Genomic DNA, 20,235 nt, shown 5'->3' on the forward strand with positions numbered 1-20,235 from the left:
TCACCAGAGCAAGACAAGAATAAGTATATTAGTTAAGGCGAGCACAGCGATCAGGATAGGAATCGCGATTTTACAGTAATCTTTCCATGACCAATGGATACCGTTTTTCTCTGCAACCGCCAGAGCGACGACGTTAGCAGACGCACCGATCGGTGTCGCGTTCCCGGCAATATCACACGCTAGTGCGGTTGTGAAGGTCAATGATCCCAAACTCGCTCCAGTATCAGCTGAAAGTGTCTTCAATACAGGAACCATCGCAGCTGCGACTGGGATATTGTCAAAGACCGCTGAGATGAGAGCAATAAACCAGAAAAGGAGTGTGGGAAGGATAATTGGATCTGAACCGGAAACACCCGCGATCGCGTGAGCAAATCCAGTCAACACACCAGCTGATTCCAGACCTCCTACCATAACAAAGAGACCGGCGAGGAAAACGATCGTGTGCCAGTCGATCTTCTGTATGAGTTCATCATATCTTCGTCTACCCAATAACAGAACAAGGGCGCCGCCCAGAACGGCGACAAATGCAACTAGTAGATCCAAAAGATTGTGGAGGACTAGCAATGTGACTGTAAATGCGAAAATGACTAAAGCAATTCGCATCTGTCTAAGATCCTTCACCGCCGAGAACGGATCTAGATCTTTATGCTGCTCCATGATTTCCTCTATGTTAACATGGCGCCTCCTGAAATTATGCCTATAGAGGATCATAAAAAGAAAGAGGTTGAAAAAGAAAACGATAACAGCGATTACGCCAGTATGCTCCACAAAATCCATAAACCCAAAGTTTAAGGCAGTCCCAAGGATGACATTAGGCGGATCGCCCATGATAGTAGCACTGCCGCCGATATTGGCCGAACATATTTGAGCTATGATCATCGGCAACGGCGGAATCTTGAGTATCGAGGCCACTTCAATGGTTAGTGAACTCATGAACACCATGACAGTAATCGAGTCCATGAATGCTGCCAGAAAGGCTGAGAGGCCACAAAATACAACAAAAATTTTTAGCGAGTCAAATTTTGTCAATTGCAGAAAATGGAGACCGATCCACCTGAAAAACCCACTTTCAGCAAGCGCTCCCACAAGGATAAACATACCAAATATCAGTCCAATAGCATTCCATTCAATCGATCTGATCGCTTCTTCTTCCGAAATGATACCGAGACCAACCATTAGAAGAGAGCCGACTATCACGAGTACAGCTCTATCAGCGAGCTCTAGAACCATTATGAGATAAACTATGCCGAAGATCAGTAGAGCCAATATCGCATTAATTTCCACGAGTGCATCCCGACCGGTATAACAATTCTGTGGAAAAAATACTTTCTCAGATATACGCTAAAGATACTGTAACGAATTTGTATTGGTAGTGATGGAAGAGATCTATGTTAACTCAAAAAACTACATCATCAATTTGGAAGATGGTAGAATCACAATTTGGTTTTGAAAATATGTAATGAAGAACAGTAGCAAAATCTTCAATAAAAGGTATAACTGGTTAGATCCTAAATCTTAAATAAGATTTCTAAAAAAAGAGCATATCGAGATTACAGTGACCCAACATTTTGAGATACTATTTCGATGCTGGATATCCAATCAAAAAAAGAAATGTCTTGAGAAGACTGAAAAGGGCAAATATGAAGCTGTATATTCGATGAGATTTCTGATTCAATTCACGCGATCTTTACGCCATTTTGCTTAAAGATTTTCTGCAGATTAGATATAAGATCCGAGCGGATCCTTCTGCTTTCAGTCGGATTGTTTGTAAACACGACTACCTCGTACCGTATTTTATTATCATTGATTCCAAGCGCAATTACCTCGGGTGCACGCTTCTCAACGATCCCTGCGACACGAGCTGCTGCGGATTTAACATAGCCCTCAACTTTTTCATAAGAGATATCATAAGAGATCTCAAGAACGAGAGAGATGCCATAGGTTCCAGATCGCGAATAGTTGTAGATCTTATTTCCGAGGATTTCTTGGTTTGGGATATCGATAATTTCCCCCTCAGGAGTTTTTACTTTCGTGTATACAAGTCCCTTCTCCAATACTTCACATTCAAGATTCTCTCCAATTTTTATGTAATCTCCGACATCAAAAAGATTGATCTCCATAATCGTAAAACCTGAAACGATATTCCGAGCGGTCGAATACGAAAAGATGATGCCAAGAATGATAAATGTGAATAAAATCGCGACTAAAAGAAACCCGACTAGTTCTAAACCCATAAGCGCAAAGAAGCTAAAAATTGCAGCGAACGCCGCTACTAGATAAAGCGCATATTTCAAGCTGATCTTAAAAAGATCGATCGCCTGTGGATTGAATCGTTTGGTCCTGAACTTATAATCCTCTAAAATTGCCTCAATTAATTTGACGATGAGATAAATAGCGAGAATAATAATAAAAATCGACACGATAGCTGCCTGATTTTTTTCAAGGAAATCTGCCAATGCAGTGTAGGGATCAACGCCTGGAATCATTGATATGAGTACGAAAAGGATGATTGCGGCGACTATAATATATAGAACATAACTCAAGAACAAAGTTGTGAACTCAACTGCACTTGTATGAATAGTTCCGTCCTTTAATGATCTTATCCTCGCATTTTTTGAAATTCTTCGTAGAATCTTCCCTGCCAAGATCGTGAGAAGCAAAAGAACGATAATGAAAATGATCTCAATTATGTATCCAGAGAAATAGTTCCATATATTCTCCTTAAAGAATTCTGAAACAAAAGAGGCAACATAGATTAGCGAAAAAATGAGAAAAATAATAATTAGCGACTTGATCGTACGCGCCAAAAACTCAACAACGTCCGCATCAAAATACTTGCCTTCCTTAGTCTTCATCCTCTCAAAGTGTTTTGAGACGTATGACCATAGATAGAGGGAAACGACAAAAAGAGCAAAAAATGCCAGAATAGCCCAGCCGTACTCCTCGAGCCAATTGGTGTTTCCGACTTCAAGAGCATACATCGTGCCGCAAATATCCATACATTGGGATATCCATTAGGAATATATTGAAACTTCGCGAGATTAATGATATATCAATTGCTTGGCGAAGAATACCTCTGATTAAAAGCTCTGTAAATAGGCTCAAGCAATTAGAGGCCTTGAGGAAATAAGGATACCTTAAATATCCATATATCGACATTCTTTTCGGTTCCTGTATTGAATAAAGGAGAAAGAATAAGACCAGGCACGCCACAAATTCGCAATCCGAGATTAATCTTCATCCTCTCACCATATCCGCCCAAAGCATACGAGATCGCGGGGATATTTGCCTCGATGATTGCTTCAAATCGGAATGTCCCACCTAATGGCACACTCAATAGCAATTCCGGAACGCCGATGGAGCCAAAAGCCTCGAATCGAACGTACACATCATCGAGGATCGAAGAAATGTTTTTTCCAAAAGAATCGGAAATGCCGGGTGTCGCAACTCTCTTGATAGCTTTCACGATGATCGAGGAAATATTCTCAAGTGCTTTCTCGATAAAATCTCCCGTCGCCACTAGGCTCAATGCAAATCCAGATTTCGCTGCTGAGGTCGCGTCAGATACTGCAATTTCAACAAATATACGAAATTCTATTATCGAATCCCCGATTGTGCGAATGCATCTTTCCGTAATGTTGTGCAAGATTTTTTTCACCAATGTTCCCAATGCATTGAGGTCAGTGCTTGAGAGGGAGAGGTCAGCGAAAACCTGAGCTGCGGCATCCCAAAGTGTTTTTCTTACCCATTCTGTGCTCGAAGGCGTAATGGTTTTTTTGCCGTTCGGCCTACCACAGCTCTCCGACTTGAACACCCATCGATCTCCCCCATCATAAGCGCGTTGCCACGTACGATCGTCGTTGTAAAAGTCAGTTGTCCATGGCGTTACATCAACGCGATGACCCGACGAATCCAGCAATACAATGCATTCACTCAGAGGGAACTTTCTCTCTCCACCGTTATCCAAAGCTTGCCCAGAAAGGACAATTATCTTGTACGATTTCGGGAGAATCTGATCATCACCAATTGTATCTATTTTCTGAACGCCATGTGAGGTTTCTATCCTCCAGCCTGAAAGACTGATCGCATAATCAGTGGGATTGAAAAGCTCGATCCACTCACGCCCAAAGTCCGTACCAGGAGGGTTCTGTTCATATTCGTTGATGACTACATGATTTGCTACTGGATAGTTATATTTCATCTCAAAGCCAGCGTCAATCGAACCAACAACGCCTGGTATTGGAAGAGGGATTCTAGATAGGAATTGACCAATGATAGGGACCTCGGCCAGAGAGAACCGCAAACTCTTATACTGTATAATTTCTGGCATGTGGAATTCGAAGGAGGTATTACCAAATAGACCCTTCACTTCGATAAAATGATTGAAGATTTTCATTAGTGGATCGATGACGATATCAAGACTCCATTTTCCATTTGCGATTGTCGCATTGGAAATCAAATCGTAATCGCCTTTAGCAATTTTCAAAAATCTCACAGAGATCGAGAGTTCCGTCTCTCCGCATGATAAGAAAGATGTGATCTTTAGAATATCTTTTGTAGAGCCAAGTGCGAGATCAAGAGGATTTATTGCGATTAGGAATCTGAGGCCATAAATCGTCAAATTGAACTGGATTTCACCTAACAATGAAAGGATTTTTTCGACAACCCATGAAAGAGCGGAATTTGTCCCACATTCGAAGAATTTTACAATGTTAGTGATGATGTCTTGCAGTGAATCTGAAAGAATTTGGATCGCCTTTACAGCATATGAAAGAGCTGTTGGAAGAATCGTCCTGGCGAAAGAAAATATGTGAGTTACAATGTTAAAAATTAATCCTACGCCGCCGCTTATCTTTGTCCAGACATTCTCCAAAAAGTTGACGATATCTTTTCCAAGCGTTGAGGTTGATTCATAATAGACCCCTTCTAGCGGCCAACCACTCTGGACTGAAATTGAAAAGGTCATATTGAAAGTTACCCAGTCACCAACACTCAGCGGTATGGATGAAATGAGAGGATTTGTATCCAAGTCTGATGAAATTGAAAGATAGAGTGAACCAGATGCTGAAACCTCCCATTGCGTGACATATGGAGAAAATGAAAGGTTCTTGAGATCCGTGAGATGCCTATTTGGATAGAATTCAGATGATGGGGTATACTCCCACGGTTTTGTGATTTCAATAGCATAAGGATTTTCTATTTCCGACGGGGGTCCATTCGTATTGATTCTCTCTTTGTTGAATGCACATTCCACTCTTATGACTTCGCGGGTTGTAGTCCCATCTTCAGCCAAGAGAGTGAATCCCTTCATTTCAGGAAGTGAAATTAGAATTGGATCAGTTCTTAGGCTGAAGGCACTCTCCATCTCATCGAGTAAGCGAAGAATCGCTTTCATTAGAATATCCTCAATGCCTGGAATTTCTTCTGTGCAACCGAATGCAAGATTTCCTAAAGTTCGAGCAAAAAAGCTGATAGAGCTCCGTGATGGAAGATGACCAAATACGTCTTTAAAGATGCCAATAACCCGCTCCACTTTTTTGTCAAACGACTCTTCGATTCTTTCTCTTAGCCCCCAAGTTGATGAACACTTTATTTCTGAGTAAACCTGATTGACTGCGATTCGCAGAGATTCGCTTCCGAAGTCCTGTAATTGAGGTACAATATTGTTGACAACTGCATTAGCAAGCGATTTAATCGCCTGATCGACGGTAGCATTGCGATTGAAAATCTCCTTCCAATTCATGTCTATGAAATCGATCAGCGCCTCGCCCATTTTATCAATGAGAAGAGAAGCGTTTAGGGCTTCGTCGATCGCTTGTTTAATCTCTAATCTGCCGTTCTCTACAGCTTCCTTGAGCGACTCCTTCAAGGAAGAATGGTAGTGATTACCATCCATCGCATTTCCAGTGATTTCCACCAGCGGCAGAAATTTTTTGTCGAGAATACTACAGGCAATTGATTTCACAAAACTCTCAAGCGTTTCAGCTAGTTCGCAGGTGCTAATCCTGTATTGAACGGCGAACTCTTTCCAGATTTCAACTGAAAATAGATCTAAAGATGCGAAATCAATAGGGTACGTTCCATCCAAATAAAAAGAGCGGGTTTCATTGAAGTCGTTTATTAACGTAATAATTCGACCGGGGATTTCGATCATGTCATCTGGCCATCCGTAATTGAAATATCGATACGACCAATCAGGGTATCCAGCATCTTCAAGTCTTGATTGAATCCATTTGATGATCGATTCCTTAAGGATGTCCTTGTGAAATACATAATTGATCAAGGATGAAACAGCAAGATCTGACACGTCGCCGATTTGATCGATAAATTCGCATAAGTCGATTATGTGAAAATACTCTAGCCACCTCAGAACAAACACATCAGCGACTGCATACAGCGTCTGAGCAAGCAGGATATTCAAATCATACTCTCTTGACGAGAATAAATCAAGAAAGAGTTCCGCAGGATCAATCGAGCTAGATATGTTTCTATCGAACAACGATGATATTCCATCCGATGAGCTGCTATTGAGAAATGACGACAGGATAAATGCACCGTCTAAGGTTCGCAGGTACTTGCGCTGCTCCAGTAGTATCGCAAGATTCAACGCATTTTCAACATCTCTCTCCGTGAGAATATTCTCCGTGCCAAACGTGCCGTGCTTTGAACCCACACCATAGCCCCGCAGAACTCTATCCTGCACCAGCGCCATCAATTCGTACCGAACAATATTCTCAAGCTCACTCCGTTCCCCTGAGATTGCATTTGAAAAAGATTCGAATCGATTATGGAGAAATGGAAAGGGCAGATAGATCGGTCTTGAAATTTCAAAATTCTTTGCGAGATCACCAGTCGTCGAGTTGGCAACGATGCAATAAGTTCCTCGTAATGAGAAGTATGCAGGTATTGTGGCACCATTCCAATCCGTGGAATAGTTTGTGTTCCCATCGTATGGTTGTGGGTAAAGCTCTTGCAAACTCATTTTCAAGAACGTCAAATGAATATTCAAATCCTTGACGAATATCTGGCATTCACCTATCAGGAGGGGAAAAGTGTTATTCAAGTATTGCTGCAAATAACTCGCGAACAAGTCATTGATTTCGCTTTCGTCCCTTCCTGCGACGTTCTTAATTGCATCCACTGCAAGAAAATAGGCTTCCTGTTCTAGCTGGTTTGCAGCTTTATCGGCCGATTGGATCAGCTTTTGGATAGTATCTACTGACATCTTCTGGTCATTCTTTCTTTCTTCTAGATTAGAAATCAAAACGATGCTAACTGAGGCGATCAACAATATAATCACTGCAATGAGCGAAAATGCCATTTGGCCAGTTTTTGACCGCTCAGGACTCCATGATCTCTTTTTCAACCATTTTTCTATTCCTGCGACTCCTGACATCAAATTAGTCGAAGTGATGCGACATAAAAACCATTTGAACTAACTGCAAACTACAACCTGAATCAAAAGGGATTTTGCGGACCAATCATTAGTGGAGAATCTACAGCCGCCCGATTAGCTGTTCTAAAATCTGGATACAAATTGAAAAGTCGGATTACGGCTTTACTTCGGGAGGATGCGCTTCATGAAGAGGCGACAACATGAAAACCTCAAGGTGTCCTACCAGAAACGGATTGTCGGAATAGCCACAAATCGAGTAATCCGGTGACGCGATAAGCGCCGTTCTCCCGTCAGATATGACATCTGTCGCAATAAGATCAGACCGCCTGTGAACTCGTGTGCAATCTGGGACTTTTACAAAGGGCTCAGCAACGATAATGACCTCAACCCCTCTGTTTACAGCTTCTCTAAATCGTTGCGAGTGCAGTGTCCGAATGGGAGCCATTGAAGGTGTCGACAGAAAGAATCGAGTTGTAGCTCCATCGAGCATTTCACCAATTTTTGCAAGTATTTTATCTCTTCCCATAATCATATAGACTAACTGGGGCGTCCCCTTCTCACTGAGAACTCCTTGCAGATTCTCTAAAATGTCGAACGCTTTTCCAATCGCCTCTGTGATGTTTTTCTTGAGTTCCGTCGGTGAAACTGGGTAAAATACAGCTGGCCTACTTTCATTCATTCGGACGAAACCCTTCGATCTCAAACTCTCTAAAGTCTTATAGGAGGAAGTTCTGGGTATACCTCCGATTCGAGCAACTTCCTCTGCTGTACCATGACCCTGAGCGACGAGGGCGATATATGCCCTTGACTCATAATCGGATAGGCCCACTCGACGTAGCGAGACCAATATTTCACTATAGTCGCCGCCGAGATCTATCAAATTAAATTGATTCTTTCTCTCGCTCTTCATGGTTGATCTTGTAGCTAACAAAGCGACATAAGTATTAAATCATTATCTGAATAATCGAAGCGTCCGAGCTGATCACGATGATAGCAAGAGAAAGCGCGCTCGCAAGGGGACTTCCTAAGAAGACAGAGTCCCTGTGCCCAGAGTGCAAAAGGATTGTGGCTGCGACGATTTTTGAGTCAAATGGGAAGGTGCTGATGGAAAAGGAGTGTCCGTCACATGGAAAATTCGTCGATGTATATTGGTCAGATGTTGATCTATATTTGAAGGCAGAGAAGTTTGCTTACGATGGAACAGGGGTTCTTAATCCTGCGATCAAAGGGGCAAAGACATGTCCAAATGAATGCGGCCTTTGCGACCTTCATCTCAGCCATACTTCACTTGCAAACATTGATCTTACAAATAGATGCAACCTGAAATGCCCGATATGTTTCGCAAACGCGAACGCCGCCGGCTATGTATATGAGCCTTCATTCGAAGAAGTTGTTGCAATGCTCAAGGCACTTCGAGACGAGAGACCGGTACCTACGCCAGCCATTCAATTCTCAGGTGGAGAGCCGACAATTTACCCAAGGTTCATTGACGTCATTAAGAAGGCAAAAGAAATGGGTTTCGCTCAGATACAAATTGCAACAAATGGATTGAGACTGGCCGAAGATGAAGAATTTCTCAGGGAAGTGGCGGAAGCGGGACTCAATACAATTTATCTCCAATTTGACGGCCTTCGGGAAGACATATATGTCACGACAAGAGGGAGACCGCTTCTCGAAATCAAGAAAAAGGTGATCGAGAATTTGAGAAAGATGGAAAGGCACCCTTCAGTTGTTTTGGTACCAACCGTAGTAAAAGGCGTAAACGACGATCAGGTGGGACCGATTCTCAGGTATGCGATTGAGAACTCTGATGTTATAAGGGGAGTTAATTATCAACCCGTGGCTTTCACTGGCAGAATTAGTAGAGAAGAACGAGAGAAACACCGGTACACTCTTACCGATCTCGTTCACGACATCGAGACGCAAACCGGGTATGCCAAAAAAGAAGATTGGTATCCTGTTCCAACGGTTGTCCCGATTTCAACGTTTGTCTCTTCGATCCTTAATCAACCAAAGGTGACATTTACGGCTCACCCTCATTGCGGTCTCGCAAGCTACCTTTTTGTTCAGGACGTTAACAATGTCGTCCCGTTGACGAGATTCGTTGATGTCGAGCCGCTTTTCAAGGAACTTTTCGCCCTATCTCAAAAAACAGAGAAATCGAGTATCAAATTCCCTGCGAAAGTCAAAGCCTTGCGGATTCTCAAGAAGTACATCGACAAGAAGAAAACGCCAGAAGGTCTTGAATTATCAAAATTCCTCAGATTGATGAGTACTGTTTTCAGTGATGAAACCAAAGAGGGTTTAGCAGAATTTTCGTGGAAGATGATGTTCGTCGGGGGAATGCACTTCCAGGATGCGTATAACTACGACATTGAGAGAGTCAAGAGATGCGTCATTCATTATGCGGTTCCTGACGGCAGAATCATACCTTTCTGTGCCTACAACGGTGGACCAACATATCGAGAAGAAATCGAAAGGAAATTCTCGATTCCTCTTGAAGAATGGAGAAGAACCAGAGGAACCGAATATACCTGATTACGGAGGATTTGCCGATGATTGCTGTGGTTGAAAGATGTATGCACTGTGGTGCATGTGTTGGCTCATGCCCGAGCAATGCGATCTATCTGAATGAGGTCATACTCAGTTTTAACTCCGATTGCACAAAATGTGGACGATGTGTGAAAGTTTGTCCTGTTGGTGCGATCAAGATGGAGGCTGGTGATTAAATGATCGCTGGAAAGTACGACGTGATCGTCGTCGGTGCCGGACCTGCGGGTAGCATGACGGCAAAGCACGCGGCACAGAATGGAGCAAGTGTTCTAATGATCGAGAAAAGACAAGAAATTGGCTCCCCTGTCCGGTGCGGCGAAGGAATCTCCAAGGCATCACTCGATGAAGTCGGCATAAAACCAGATAAAAGATGGATCGCTGCTGAAGTCGATGGTGCGAAGATCGTGTCACCGAGTGGGCATGTTTTCACAATCAACGAGAGAATGGCAGGAAATGAAGTGGGGATGGTTCTGGAAAGGGTTCTGTTTGACAAGGCACTTGCTGCTGATGCAGCTAAAGCAGGCGCGGAGATCAGAGTCAAAACATCGGCCGTCGGCCTGAGAATCGAAAATGGAAAAGTTAGAGGCGTTAAAGTCGTTTCTCAAGGCGAACCGATGGAATTTGAAGCGGGATGTGTTGTCGGTGCTGACGGTTTCGAGTCGCAGATCGGGCGATGGGCTGGTCTTGATACTACTCTGAAACCAAATGATATAACAAGCTGTTTTCAATACAGATTGACAAATATAGATCATGATTTTAGATACTGCGAATTCATAATCGGTAGCGTCGCTCCTGGGGGTTACATCTGGATTTTCCCAAAGGATGAACACACAGCCAATGTGGGAATAGGGGTCTTGCTTTCAAAAATCAAATCGCCTGGCCAGGTCAAGCAATTACTGGATAGATTCATCGCGAAAGATGAGAGACTCAATAAAGGACAACCACTTGATGCCGTGAGTGGTGCAGTTTCTGTCTCACCACCGCCTGACAAATTAGTCAAGGATGGACTCTTGCTCGTAGGCGATGCAGCAAGGATCATTGATCCGATAACTGGTGGTGGCATCGCTCATGCATGTATTTCTGGCATGCTCGCAGGTAAAGTCCTCGGGGAAGCAGCTCAGGAAAAGGATTTCAGCGAAGCGAAACTGATGGAATATGAGAATTTGCTACGCAACCGCTTAGAGAACAAGTTGTGGCGAAACTGGATGGCTAAAGAGAAGCTCATCACGCTCAGCGATGAGACATTCGACAAGCTCGTACAGACTCTTGCCGAGGTTGGCGTCGAGAAAATGTCCGTCGGGAATATTTTAAAGGTGATAAAGTCGCGCCATCCAGAACTCGTCAAAGAATTTGAAGATTTGATATAGATTTAATATCAAATGTACCCGATTGAGAATTCAAAAAACATACAAAAGGATTGGTCAAGAGGTTATTCGATCAATCAAAATTTTTTACAATCAAACCTGGGGCACCAGTTTCAACGATAAAGGGGGTCCCGCCCTTTTTTCTGATCGCTTCACTGACTTTAGTTGGCTGATCGGTGAGAGCGATTATACTACCACCGCCCCCAGCTCCTGTAAGCTTCGCACCGAAGGAATACTGCGCCGCTGCTTCGATCAATTTCTCAAGTTCTGGCGTCGAGACGCCGAGGATCGATAGCAATTTCTGATTTTTCTCCATCAGTTGGCCAAGACCAACCTGGTCACCACTTCTCAGCTTTTTCAGACCCTCAATGGTGATTTGCCCGATCTCCTCCACAACCTCATTGCCAAATCTGTTCTTTTCGACGAATCGCCTTACCTTTTCGACGAGAGGGCCCGTCGGAGCATTGATGCCAGTATATCCAATAACAATCTTCATTGCAGGTACATCGCAATGATGGATGAACCAACACTTTGAATCATTTCTGATTTCCCAGAGCAGCTGATCTCCTGGTGTCTTGTCGATAAAGACACCACGACCGTGTGTACAAGTTGAAGTATCGATTGGACTGGCCCTTCCTTGAACGGTTAATTCAATACCGAACGACCTTTCGGCGACTTGTCTTTCGATGATACTACCGTGCATCGCTTGAAACGCCCCGATTAGTGAAACCGTAATAGCAGCCGAAGATCCAAGGCCAGATCCAGATGGTAAATCAGAATCAATTTCGATTTTCAATGGTTGACTGTTCCAATATTTATCAATGGCTGTGTAGATATAGGGATGTTGCTTATTCGAAAGCACCTGGCCGTTGACAGTGAACTTGTTGGAAGGAGATATACTGCATCGCAACCTGAGGTTGATCGCAAGAGCGATGGCTGGCTGCCCAAAAACTACGGCGTGCTCCCCGAAAAGGATGATTTTGCCTGGCGCTGAGCTTTTCAACATCCAGGCGCTGATTCTATTAGCAGTGATTAAACATTTCGTTTGGAATTTTCATACCGACTCATTTCTTACTCTCTTTTGCCATTAAGATAAATATACTCGTCATAATGGCAAGAAATCCCGCGAGTGCAAACGGTTGATAGCCGATTCCGTCTAATGAGGAGCTTGCGACGACGGAAAGAATTAAGGGCCCCACGATAAAACCTAAATCGCTCATTGTTCTGAATATCCCCATCACGAGTCCAAGCTGGCCCTCATCAGCTGTGTCCGTTACCCAAGCCATGATAGGACCAGAAAATCCAAAACCAAATCCCAGACCAGCCATTATAGTAACGAGAGAGATCGTGGACTTTGCAAAAGGGATTGCTATTGTTAGCAAGCCAATAATGAAAAGACTTGCAAACATGAAGTTTTTCCTTCCATACCGATCCGTCAACGATCCAACTGGCAACATTGTTAAGAAATTTATGAGGGCAGCAATTGCGAGCACGCCACCGATCATTCCGACGCTCAACCCAAGATTCTTGCTCGCGAAAATCGGAACAAGAGTGGAAACGACCCCCATACGAATGAAAAAAATCGCGAATATCGCAAGATTGATCGCTACGAGGGTATAATTTTTGAAAATGCTTGTAATGCTCCGAAGATTCGTTTGCAATAGACTCTTGGAGGATGTGATAAGCTCTTCTCCGATCCCGAAGTGCACGAGTAAACATGACAAAAGGGATGAAACGCCATAAACAATGAACGGCATGCGGAGACCGAAACTTTCGCCGATAAGACCACCCAGCGCAGGGCCGCACACAGATCCCAAAAGCAACATGCCGAGATAGAAGCTCATGTACCTTCCGCGATGATCATTTGGCGCAATTTTTCCCATACATGTGAAAGAAGTGACTGTGTAAATTGCATAACCGACCCCACTAAGCACCCTTCCGAATAAGAGCATTGAATAATTCGATGCAAAAGCACATATCAGTGCGGAGAGGAAAATAAAGAATAATCCTGAAACCATTAGCCTTTTCGCACCGAAGCGATCAAAGAGATACCCACTGGGGATATCTAGTATTACACTCGCTAAACCGAAACTTGATACAAGAGCACCGACAAGTGTCAGTGAAACACCAAAGGCTAACGCATAAAATGGAAGAATTGGAGAAATCAATGAGCTTCCAAGTAATGCGACAAAGGCCACAAAAGAAAGGATGAGGGTGTACCGAACATTGGGGTTCATCGTTTTTCCGATATCGTTTTCCGATGCCGTTCATTATTAGTGAACGGAAATCTCGATCATGATTCAAAGACCGTAACGCTCACTGACCTCTTCAAGAAGCTCGTTTGGCGTTTTCCCATTAAGTTCCCTACGGGGTTGGTTCCACCACTTGTTTTCAAATTCGGTGAGCGCATTCATGAATTGTGTATCATCGACGAAATCGGAACCTATTTCTTTCTCAAACTCCTCCTGGAATGATTGCAATAAATCGACGTCATATTCATGGTTAATAACCATTACAGCCAGATAATCATCCAAGTTGCGGGCAAGAACTTTTGAAAGATTCTCTGGCAGAATATCCATTACCATGTCGAGTATTGCGTTTGAAAGCGCTAAGAACATCAATTCCCTCTTGGATCGCTCAGGCATTTCCTCACTATCAATAACCGATGTGAGACCATCGAACCAGATGTCTCTTAAGATATAGGACCTCGATGGATTCTTATCGAAAAGCTCCCTTTCGGCACTTTCCTCACCCGTCTTCTTATTCTTTTTCTTTCTCTCTGCGGCTTTATTTTTGGCCGCTGATGACTCGGTTTGCTTTCTTTCTTCCCTCGACACAGTCTTACTCTCCCACAACCAGGGCTGCTACGACCAGATCAACGAGGTCTTTGACCTTCCAATCTGGGAAGCCTCCCCATTTTATGCTGTCTTCGAGATTCTGCTCACACCAGGGACAGCAACTGATGATCGCTTCCGCACCTGTTTCCCTGACCATCTCAAGCCTTCGGCTTCCGATCATCGCCGCTAAATTAGGTCTCGCCGTTTTGACCCCGCCGCCAGATCCACAGCAGGCACTATTCTCTCTGATCCTGCTCATTTCAACGAATTTTATGCCAGGGATTGACTTGAGAACCTTTCTCGGCGGATCGAAAATTCCGCCAGCACGACCAAGATGACAAGGGTCGTGATAAGTCACGGTCATATCGTTGGCCGGCGAATACTTCAAAGTAAGCCTCCCATTTCTTATAGCATTTCCCAGTATTTCAGATATGTGATAGACATCAATACCGTAGTCTCCGAACCATTCGCGGTAATCTTCTTTCCATGCCTTATAGCAGCCAGCACACGTTACAACAATTCGCTTTGCGCCAGCCTTTTTCATCGATTCGATATTCGCTTTAGCCATTTCCTTAAAAAGTTCAATTTCTCCGACCCTGAGAAGAGGAGATGAACAGCAACGTTCTTCCTTTCCAAGATAACCGATTTCTTCCCCAAGCGCCCTGAATATTCTTACAACGTTGACAGAGAGATTCGATCTGAGAAGCGACGGAGAACACCCTGCAAAAAACATCGTTTCCGATTTAGTTGGCAAATTGAAATCCTTAGCCCATCTGACCCGTTGTCCACGGGGGACTGTCCAGGGGTTCCAATAATTGCGTATCGATGCGATTGCGACCTTGTGAGGCGGTAGGGGAGCGAGTCCTTTCTGCATCGCCATCGCACGCAATTTTTCAACAGCTTTCTCTGGAATTTTAATTTCTTGAGGGCAGACGGCCCAACAATTCTTGCATGTCGTGCAGTGATACATCCCCTCAACGAGCGCGATACTGACTCTGTCCAGGATATCCCTCTTATCCAACGATAATTCGGCAAGCTTTCTCATTGAAATTGGACCGGCATACTCATTCCATATTTCGGCGATAACTGGACATATAGAAACGCACGCCCAACACTCGATGCAACTTCTCAGCTCCTTGATCGGTTCGATGTCCTCCGGCATGATGATCTCTGGCCTTTTTGGTTTGGAGGCCCTCTCAGTATAAGGTCTCAGCGTGAGAAATCTCCGATATCCTTTTTCAAGATCAACCACAAGGTCCTTGATCACTGGGAAAAAACGGAGTGGCTCTATTGTGATTTCCGTTGTCCCAACAGGTATTTCTGTCTTACAGGCCGGCGCAGGTTTCCCGTTGATCATGACAGTACATGATCCGCATTGGCTCGCCCTGCAAACCCATCTGTATGCCAGTGATCCGTCATAGAACTCGTGAATGTAATTTAACGCATCTAGAACCCTCATCTTTTCGACATAAGGCACCTCGTAGGTTTCGTAGTGAGGCGAGTCGTCCAGATCAGGATCGTATCTGAAAATGCGAAGTCTGATGGTCTTTTCAGCCATCGGTCCCGCCTCCGATGGCATCTGGCTTGAGTTTTGTCAAAACTACAGGGGTAGGATAGACGATCATCATGCCATTTTCTCCCTTTCTTACGTTGATATTGACAAGCCAGTTTAGATCATCTCGCTTAGGAAAATCAGATCTATAATGCGCTCCTCTGCTTTCTTTCCTGAAGAGTGCAGATCGAATGATTGCCTCGCAGGTCAACAACATATGAGGCAGAACGATCGCATCATACCATTCAAGGTTATATTTCTTTGACCCAGCAACTCCGATTCTCGATATTTCCTCCCTCAACCTTTCGATTTCACTGAGTGCGAATTCGAGCTTATCACCATCACGGACAATTCCAACATATTTCCACATAATCTCTCGGATTTCTTCTTTCAATAACTGAGGTTTCTTGCCAGGCCGGAAAAGAGAGTCCAGTCTTGTGACTTCTTCATCCACCTGATCTTTCACTATAATGGGTTTAGATGATTTCCTAGCGTAAAGCGCCGTGAACATTCCAGCCCTCGCACCAAAAACCTGAGTTTCGGCCAATGCATTACCACCGAGTCTATTCCCACCATGCACACCAGCTTCAGCCTCACCAGCAGGATAAAGTCCCTCTACTGTCGTAGAACGATTGTCCTCCTCTCTTATCTTGATACCTCCCATGAAGTGATGTGCCGTGGGCGCAACTTCCATCGGCGCTTTAGTGATATCAACATCAGCAAAATTCTTGAATTGTTTTACCATCCGCGGCAACTTTTTTCTGATATATCCAGGGTCTTTGTGCGAAATATCAAGATAGACGCCACCCCTGGAAGTTCCGCGACCTGCTTGTATTTCTGAATAAATACTCCGTGCAACGACATCCCGCGGGGAAAGCTCCATCTGAGTGGGGTTGTATCTTGCCATAAATCTCTCCCCGAGAGCGTTGATCAAAATTCCCCCCTCGCCCCTGACGGCTTCGGTCACTAAGATTCCTCTAGCAGACTCGGGATAGATCATTCCCGTGGGATGGAACTGCACTTGTTCCATATCCATTAGCTCAGCCCCGATATCATAGGCCATCGAGTAACCATCTCCAGTCGCTTCATCGGGATTCGATGTGACTTTATAAACTCTACATCCGCCACCAGTTGCCAGAACCGTTGCTTTCGATTTGAATACAAGATAATGACCAGTTTTCATCTCAATGCCAAAGGCGCCGACGCATCTCCTATCATTATTCAGTAAACGTGTTATCATGACCTCATCCATATGTCGGATACCACGCCTGCGAGTTTCTTCGACAAGTGCCATGAGCATCTCATGACCTGTCTCATCACCAAGGTAGCAGGTTCTCGGATGACTCTGTCCGCCGAAGGGTCGCTGGGCGATTTTCCCTTCTGGCGTACGATCGAAAACTGCGCCGTATTCTTCGAGATCAAAAATTCTATCAGGAATTTCTTTGACAAGAATCTCAACAAGCTTCTGGTTGTTGAGAAATGCACCCTCAACAACCGTGTCCCTGAAATGCTCATCAATCGAATCAGTGGGATCCTTATTACCTAACGCTGCGTTAATACCGCCTTCTGCCATGACGGTGTGAGCCTTTCCGGGAAGAGTTCTAGATACAATGAGGACGTCTACGTTATATTTACTCGCTTCGATTGCCGCGCGAAGGCCAGCTCCACCGTTACCGATGACGAGGACATCCGTTTCGATCGTTCTATATGCAGCGGGCATTCCCATCACAACGAAAAGGGCTTAGGATAAACCCCAATTAAATATTCTTGCAAAAAAGTAAATAAATTAATTCTTGAGGATTAGAAGACAAGGATCTTTGGAGACTATTACATTCATCATTACTGCACCATGAAGTGGTTTCATGCAACACTAGAACGAAGCTCAAAATTAGACGATAAACCTGAAAAGAAGGGTCTTTAAATCATTTTCATGGGGTTCAGTTTCAATGGAAAATTCTCTAAGAGAATGATTAAAATCAATGAAACCAAATCATATTCATGACGACGGTCTGCGTCACATCAAGAAGCGAAAGTCTTGAGCCACCGTTTGAACCCGAATTTCTGTTCATATGTTTTTTCCTGATAAGCAATGAAAAACAAAGAAATAATGGAAAATTCTGAAAAATATTGAGTTCATTAATGAAGCTGCTGGACTGAAAGCCGTGCGCTCTGACTGAAAGCCGTGCGCTCTAATTGAGGAGAAGGTTGAGATCGCCGTGACAGACTCAATAGGGCCTGCTGCGACGAGAGAATTAAACAATGCAGGCATCAAATTAAAAGTGATCCTACAAGCGGCGACGGTTTGAAGGCACTTGAACATCTGGAATGAGATGAAACGGTGGCGGGAATGACCCATTCCTAATTGTAGCCCTGACTCCTTATTTGCTGAACCTCAACATCAAAATAAATTTTCAGCCGAAGAAGATTCGGAATCTACGAGCGGAACCACATTACAACCATCAATAAACGCCACGCGATATCCTTCCTCTTATTGATCTCAAAACCATTTGAAAACGATAAGTGTCGCAAACGTTGAATTGAATTCAGCTTGATTAAATCTTTTCGATTAAACAGGAAACTTATGATAGAAGCTTGCTGAAGAGACCCAAGTTCCGTAACTGAATTCTAGTGCTGGTTTTGATTTCGCAGAAATCATGAGGAAATAATCGATCAAAAAATCAGTAAAGATAGTGGAACTAAAAATTGTTTCAAGACACGAAGATGCAAAATATACTTCAAATATGTGAAAGTGCGAGGGGCCGGATTTGAACCGGCGAACCTCTTCAGGAACAGATCTTGAGTCTGTCGCCATTGGTCGATGATTTCTGATTTCATCATTGACCAGGCTTGGCTACCCTCGCACTACGAATTCTCCTAAACAACAGGTTCCTAATTAAACCTTATTCGCAATAAAAAGTTTAGTCTCATATACCAGGTCTCGTAATTGAAAGAACTTATTGAACGGGATCACTATCGCAAAGATGCGAGGTTATATACGAAAAAAATAGTAATAGAAAATCTACACCTGGCTAGTAAATTTGCCATGCGATATCGGCAGATACTGAATTGGACGCATGACAATTTTTCTAATTTCTTTTCTCTTCTTTGCTCTAGCCAACAATTTAATTGCTGATTTCATATCAACAATCGCCGATATCCACATGTTCGACTTTGGATATTTATACATGGATTGATATCACTGCCCAGTGAAATCCTTGACTGATCATCGTCTTTCGAAGTTGATCAACGCTATGTTAACAAGGCCGTCAGCCATCCGATCGATGATGAAATTAGCCGATGAAAGAAACATCCGAAAAATGGGACTCGATCCAAGGGATGTCATATCATTTGGCGGCGGTTGGGTCGGACATCATGCACCTGACCGTTTGCGAGAGATTTATGCAGATATATGCCTAGATCGGGAAAAATTTCATCGCGCAGGAGGCTATCCGCCAATTCCTGGCATACCAGAATGCAGAAGAGCGTTAGCTCATATGGACGAATTTCTTTTTGGCGTTAAGGCAAGTGAGGCCAATATTCATGTTGGCGCATCCTCCACTGAGCTTACTTATGACCTCTTACGTGTGCTCGCCGATCCCCATGATAACATCCTCTTGCTCGACCCTACATATGTTAATTATCATGGTCAACTCGTTCTTGCTTTGACGGATTGGACAGGAAATCAATCTTGCAACAATGGCAAGTCCCATGTTCCCGATGCAAGAATCATACATCTAAGGGTCTTCGATCCAGTTCTGTGGGAATACTTCCCCGATGTTGATCATGCAATTACTGAGCTCGAGAGGATTTTCAAAATCTATAGGCCAAAGGTCATGATGCTTGCAAGCCCCGACAATCCAACTGGTCAAATCATCCCACAAAAATTCATGGAGGCGGCGCTGGAAATCTGTCAGAACAATGGATCATACCTTGTGATTGATTATGCATATAAATGGCAGTATTTCGTTGAAACCCTCCCCGATTATTTTTCTTGGTCCCCAGAGGAATACGAGAATTTAGTCCTCATTTATTCAGCATCAAAATGGTCGAGAGCTCTTGGTCGTCGGTTGGGTTGGATCTGCGCGCCGAGAAAGATCGTTGAAGCGATGGAAACGATGCTTGCTTATTCAATTCTTTGTGGCGATCATTTTCATCAACTCGCCATGGCGATTTATCTCGAGGAATCGATTGCCGATAGAAGTCTTAAGGCATATGTGGATATGTGGAATAAAAGATACAAGAATGCTGCGAAGGTTACTGTGGAAACGATCGATGAGTACTGCGGATGTAGGAGATTGGTTCCGCAGGGTGCTTTATACACAGTTATGGATCTCGGTGACACGGCGGAGCCGTTGGTCCACGAGATCCTGAAAAACACAGGCGTTCTTTTCATACCCGGGATCGGATTCGGCAAGTCGCTTATCAATGGAGTTCGTGTGTCCTATGGCCCACTTGTCGAAACACCAGAAAAGATCAGAGAAGGACTGCAGCGCGCTGGGGAATATCTCAACAGCAGAAAAAAGAAGTAACATC

The 20,235-nt window shown here is 43.9% G+C and carries 13 protein-coding genes and 1 tRNA gene; 4 read left to right on the forward strand and 10 right to left on the reverse strand.

Going from position 1 to position 20,235, the window contains the following annotated elements; genetic code table 11:
- The 4 genes from H5T41_03335 to H5T41_03350 all read right to left on the reverse strand — a co-directional run bounded on the left by H5T41_03335 (position 1) and on the right by H5T41_03350 (position 8,306).
- Positions 1-1,284 carry a hypothetical protein gene (locus H5T41_03335; protein ID MBC7107814.1) on the reverse strand — a complete coding sequence of 428 codons (1,284 nt, stop codon included), beginning with the start codon at positions 1,282-1,284 and terminating at the stop codon, positions 1-3.
- A 392-nt stretch (positions 1,285-1,676) separates the two neighbouring features.
- A complete protein-coding gene (locus tag H5T41_03340; protein MBC7107815.1) occupies positions 1,677-2,999 on the reverse strand; it encodes a mechanosensitive ion channel family protein in 1,323 nt (440 codons plus the stop codon).
- A gap of 110 nt (positions 3,000-3,109) precedes the next feature.
- Complete coding sequence (locus tag H5T41_03345; GenBank protein MBC7107816.1) at positions 3,110-7,396, reverse strand: lamin tail domain-containing protein; 4,287 nt, start codon at positions 7,394-7,396, stop codon at positions 3,110-3,112.
- Between the two features lie 154 nt (positions 7,397-7,550).
- The gene (locus H5T41_03350) at positions 7,551-8,306 is read right to left on the reverse strand and encodes a TrmB family transcriptional regulator (GenBank protein ID MBC7107817.1); all 756 of its coding nucleotides are present in this window, start codon (positions 8,304-8,306) and stop codon (positions 7,551-7,553) included.
- A 77-nt stretch (positions 8,307-8,383) separates the two neighbouring features.
- On the opposite strand from H5T41_03350, the gene H5T41_03355 reads away from it, so the two are divergent.
- From H5T41_03355 to H5T41_03365, 3 genes are read left to right on the forward strand one after another with little or no spacing between them, the layout of a single operon-like run.
- Positions 8,384-9,934, forward strand: a complete 1,551-nt coding sequence (locus tag H5T41_03355) for a radical SAM protein (protein MBC7107818.1) — start codon at positions 8,384-8,386, stop codon at positions 9,932-9,934.
- Positions 9,935-9,951: 17 nt separating this feature from the next.
- Positions 9,952-10,125: a 4Fe-4S binding protein gene (locus tag H5T41_03360; GenBank protein MBC7107819.1), complete on the forward strand. Its 174-nt coding sequence runs from the start codon at positions 9,952-9,954 to the stop codon at positions 10,123-10,125.
- Positions 10,126-11,316 carry an NAD(P)/FAD-dependent oxidoreductase gene (locus H5T41_03365; GenBank protein MBC7107820.1) on the forward strand — a complete coding sequence of 397 codons (1,191 nt, stop codon included), beginning with the start codon at positions 10,126-10,128 and terminating at the stop codon, positions 11,314-11,316.
- A 70-nt stretch (positions 11,317-11,386) separates the two neighbouring features.
- Here the strand turns inward: H5T41_03365 and mvk are convergent, their stop codons facing one another.
- The 6 genes from mvk to H5T41_03395 all read right to left on the reverse strand — a co-directional run bounded on the left by mvk (position 11,387) and on the right by H5T41_03395 (position 18,563).
- A complete protein-coding gene (mvk, locus tag H5T41_03370; GenBank protein MBC7107821.1) occupies positions 11,387-12,319 on the reverse strand; it encodes a mevalonate kinase in 933 nt (310 codons plus the stop codon).
- A 58-nt stretch (positions 12,320-12,377) separates the two neighbouring features.
- Complete coding sequence (locus H5T41_03375) at positions 12,378-13,550, reverse strand: MFS transporter (GenBank protein ID MBC7107822.1); 1,173 nt, start codon at positions 13,548-13,550, stop codon at positions 12,378-12,380.
- 63 nt (positions 13,551-13,613) lie between these two features.
- On the reverse strand, positions 13,614-14,150 hold the full coding sequence (locus tag H5T41_03380) for a hypothetical protein (GenBank protein MBC7107823.1): 537 nt from the start codon (positions 14,148-14,150) through the stop codon (positions 13,614-13,616).
- A gap of 4 nt (positions 14,151-14,154) precedes the next feature.
- Entirely contained in the window at positions 14,155-15,708 is a 1,554-nt protein-coding gene (locus H5T41_03385; GenBank protein MBC7107824.1) for a succinate dehydrogenase/fumarate reductase iron-sulfur subunit, read from the reverse strand.
- Positions 15,701-17,422: an FAD-binding protein gene (locus H5T41_03390; protein MBC7107825.1), complete on the reverse strand. Its 1,722-nt coding sequence runs from the start codon at positions 17,420-17,422 to the stop codon at positions 15,701-15,703. Before H5T41_03390 ends, H5T41_03385 begins: the two co-directional genes overlap by 8 nt.
- A gap of 1,030 nt (positions 17,423-18,452) precedes the next feature.
- Positions 18,453-18,563, reverse strand: a tRNA-Leu gene (locus H5T41_03395).
- Between the two features lie 420 nt (positions 18,564-18,983).
- Between H5T41_03395 and H5T41_03400 the strand changes: the two genes are divergently transcribed.
- The gene (locus H5T41_03400; GenBank protein ID MBC7107826.1) at positions 18,984-20,231 is read left to right on the forward strand and encodes a pyridoxal phosphate-dependent aminotransferase; all 1,248 of its coding nucleotides are present in this window, start codon (positions 18,984-18,986) and stop codon (positions 20,229-20,231) included.
- The last annotated feature ends 4 nt before the right edge of the window (positions 20,232-20,235 follow it).

It is taken from the genome of Methanomassiliicoccales archaeon (assembly GCA_014361295.1).
Taxonomy (GTDB): Archaea; Thermoplasmatota; Thermoplasmata; order Methanomassiliicoccales; family JACIVX01; genus JACIVX01.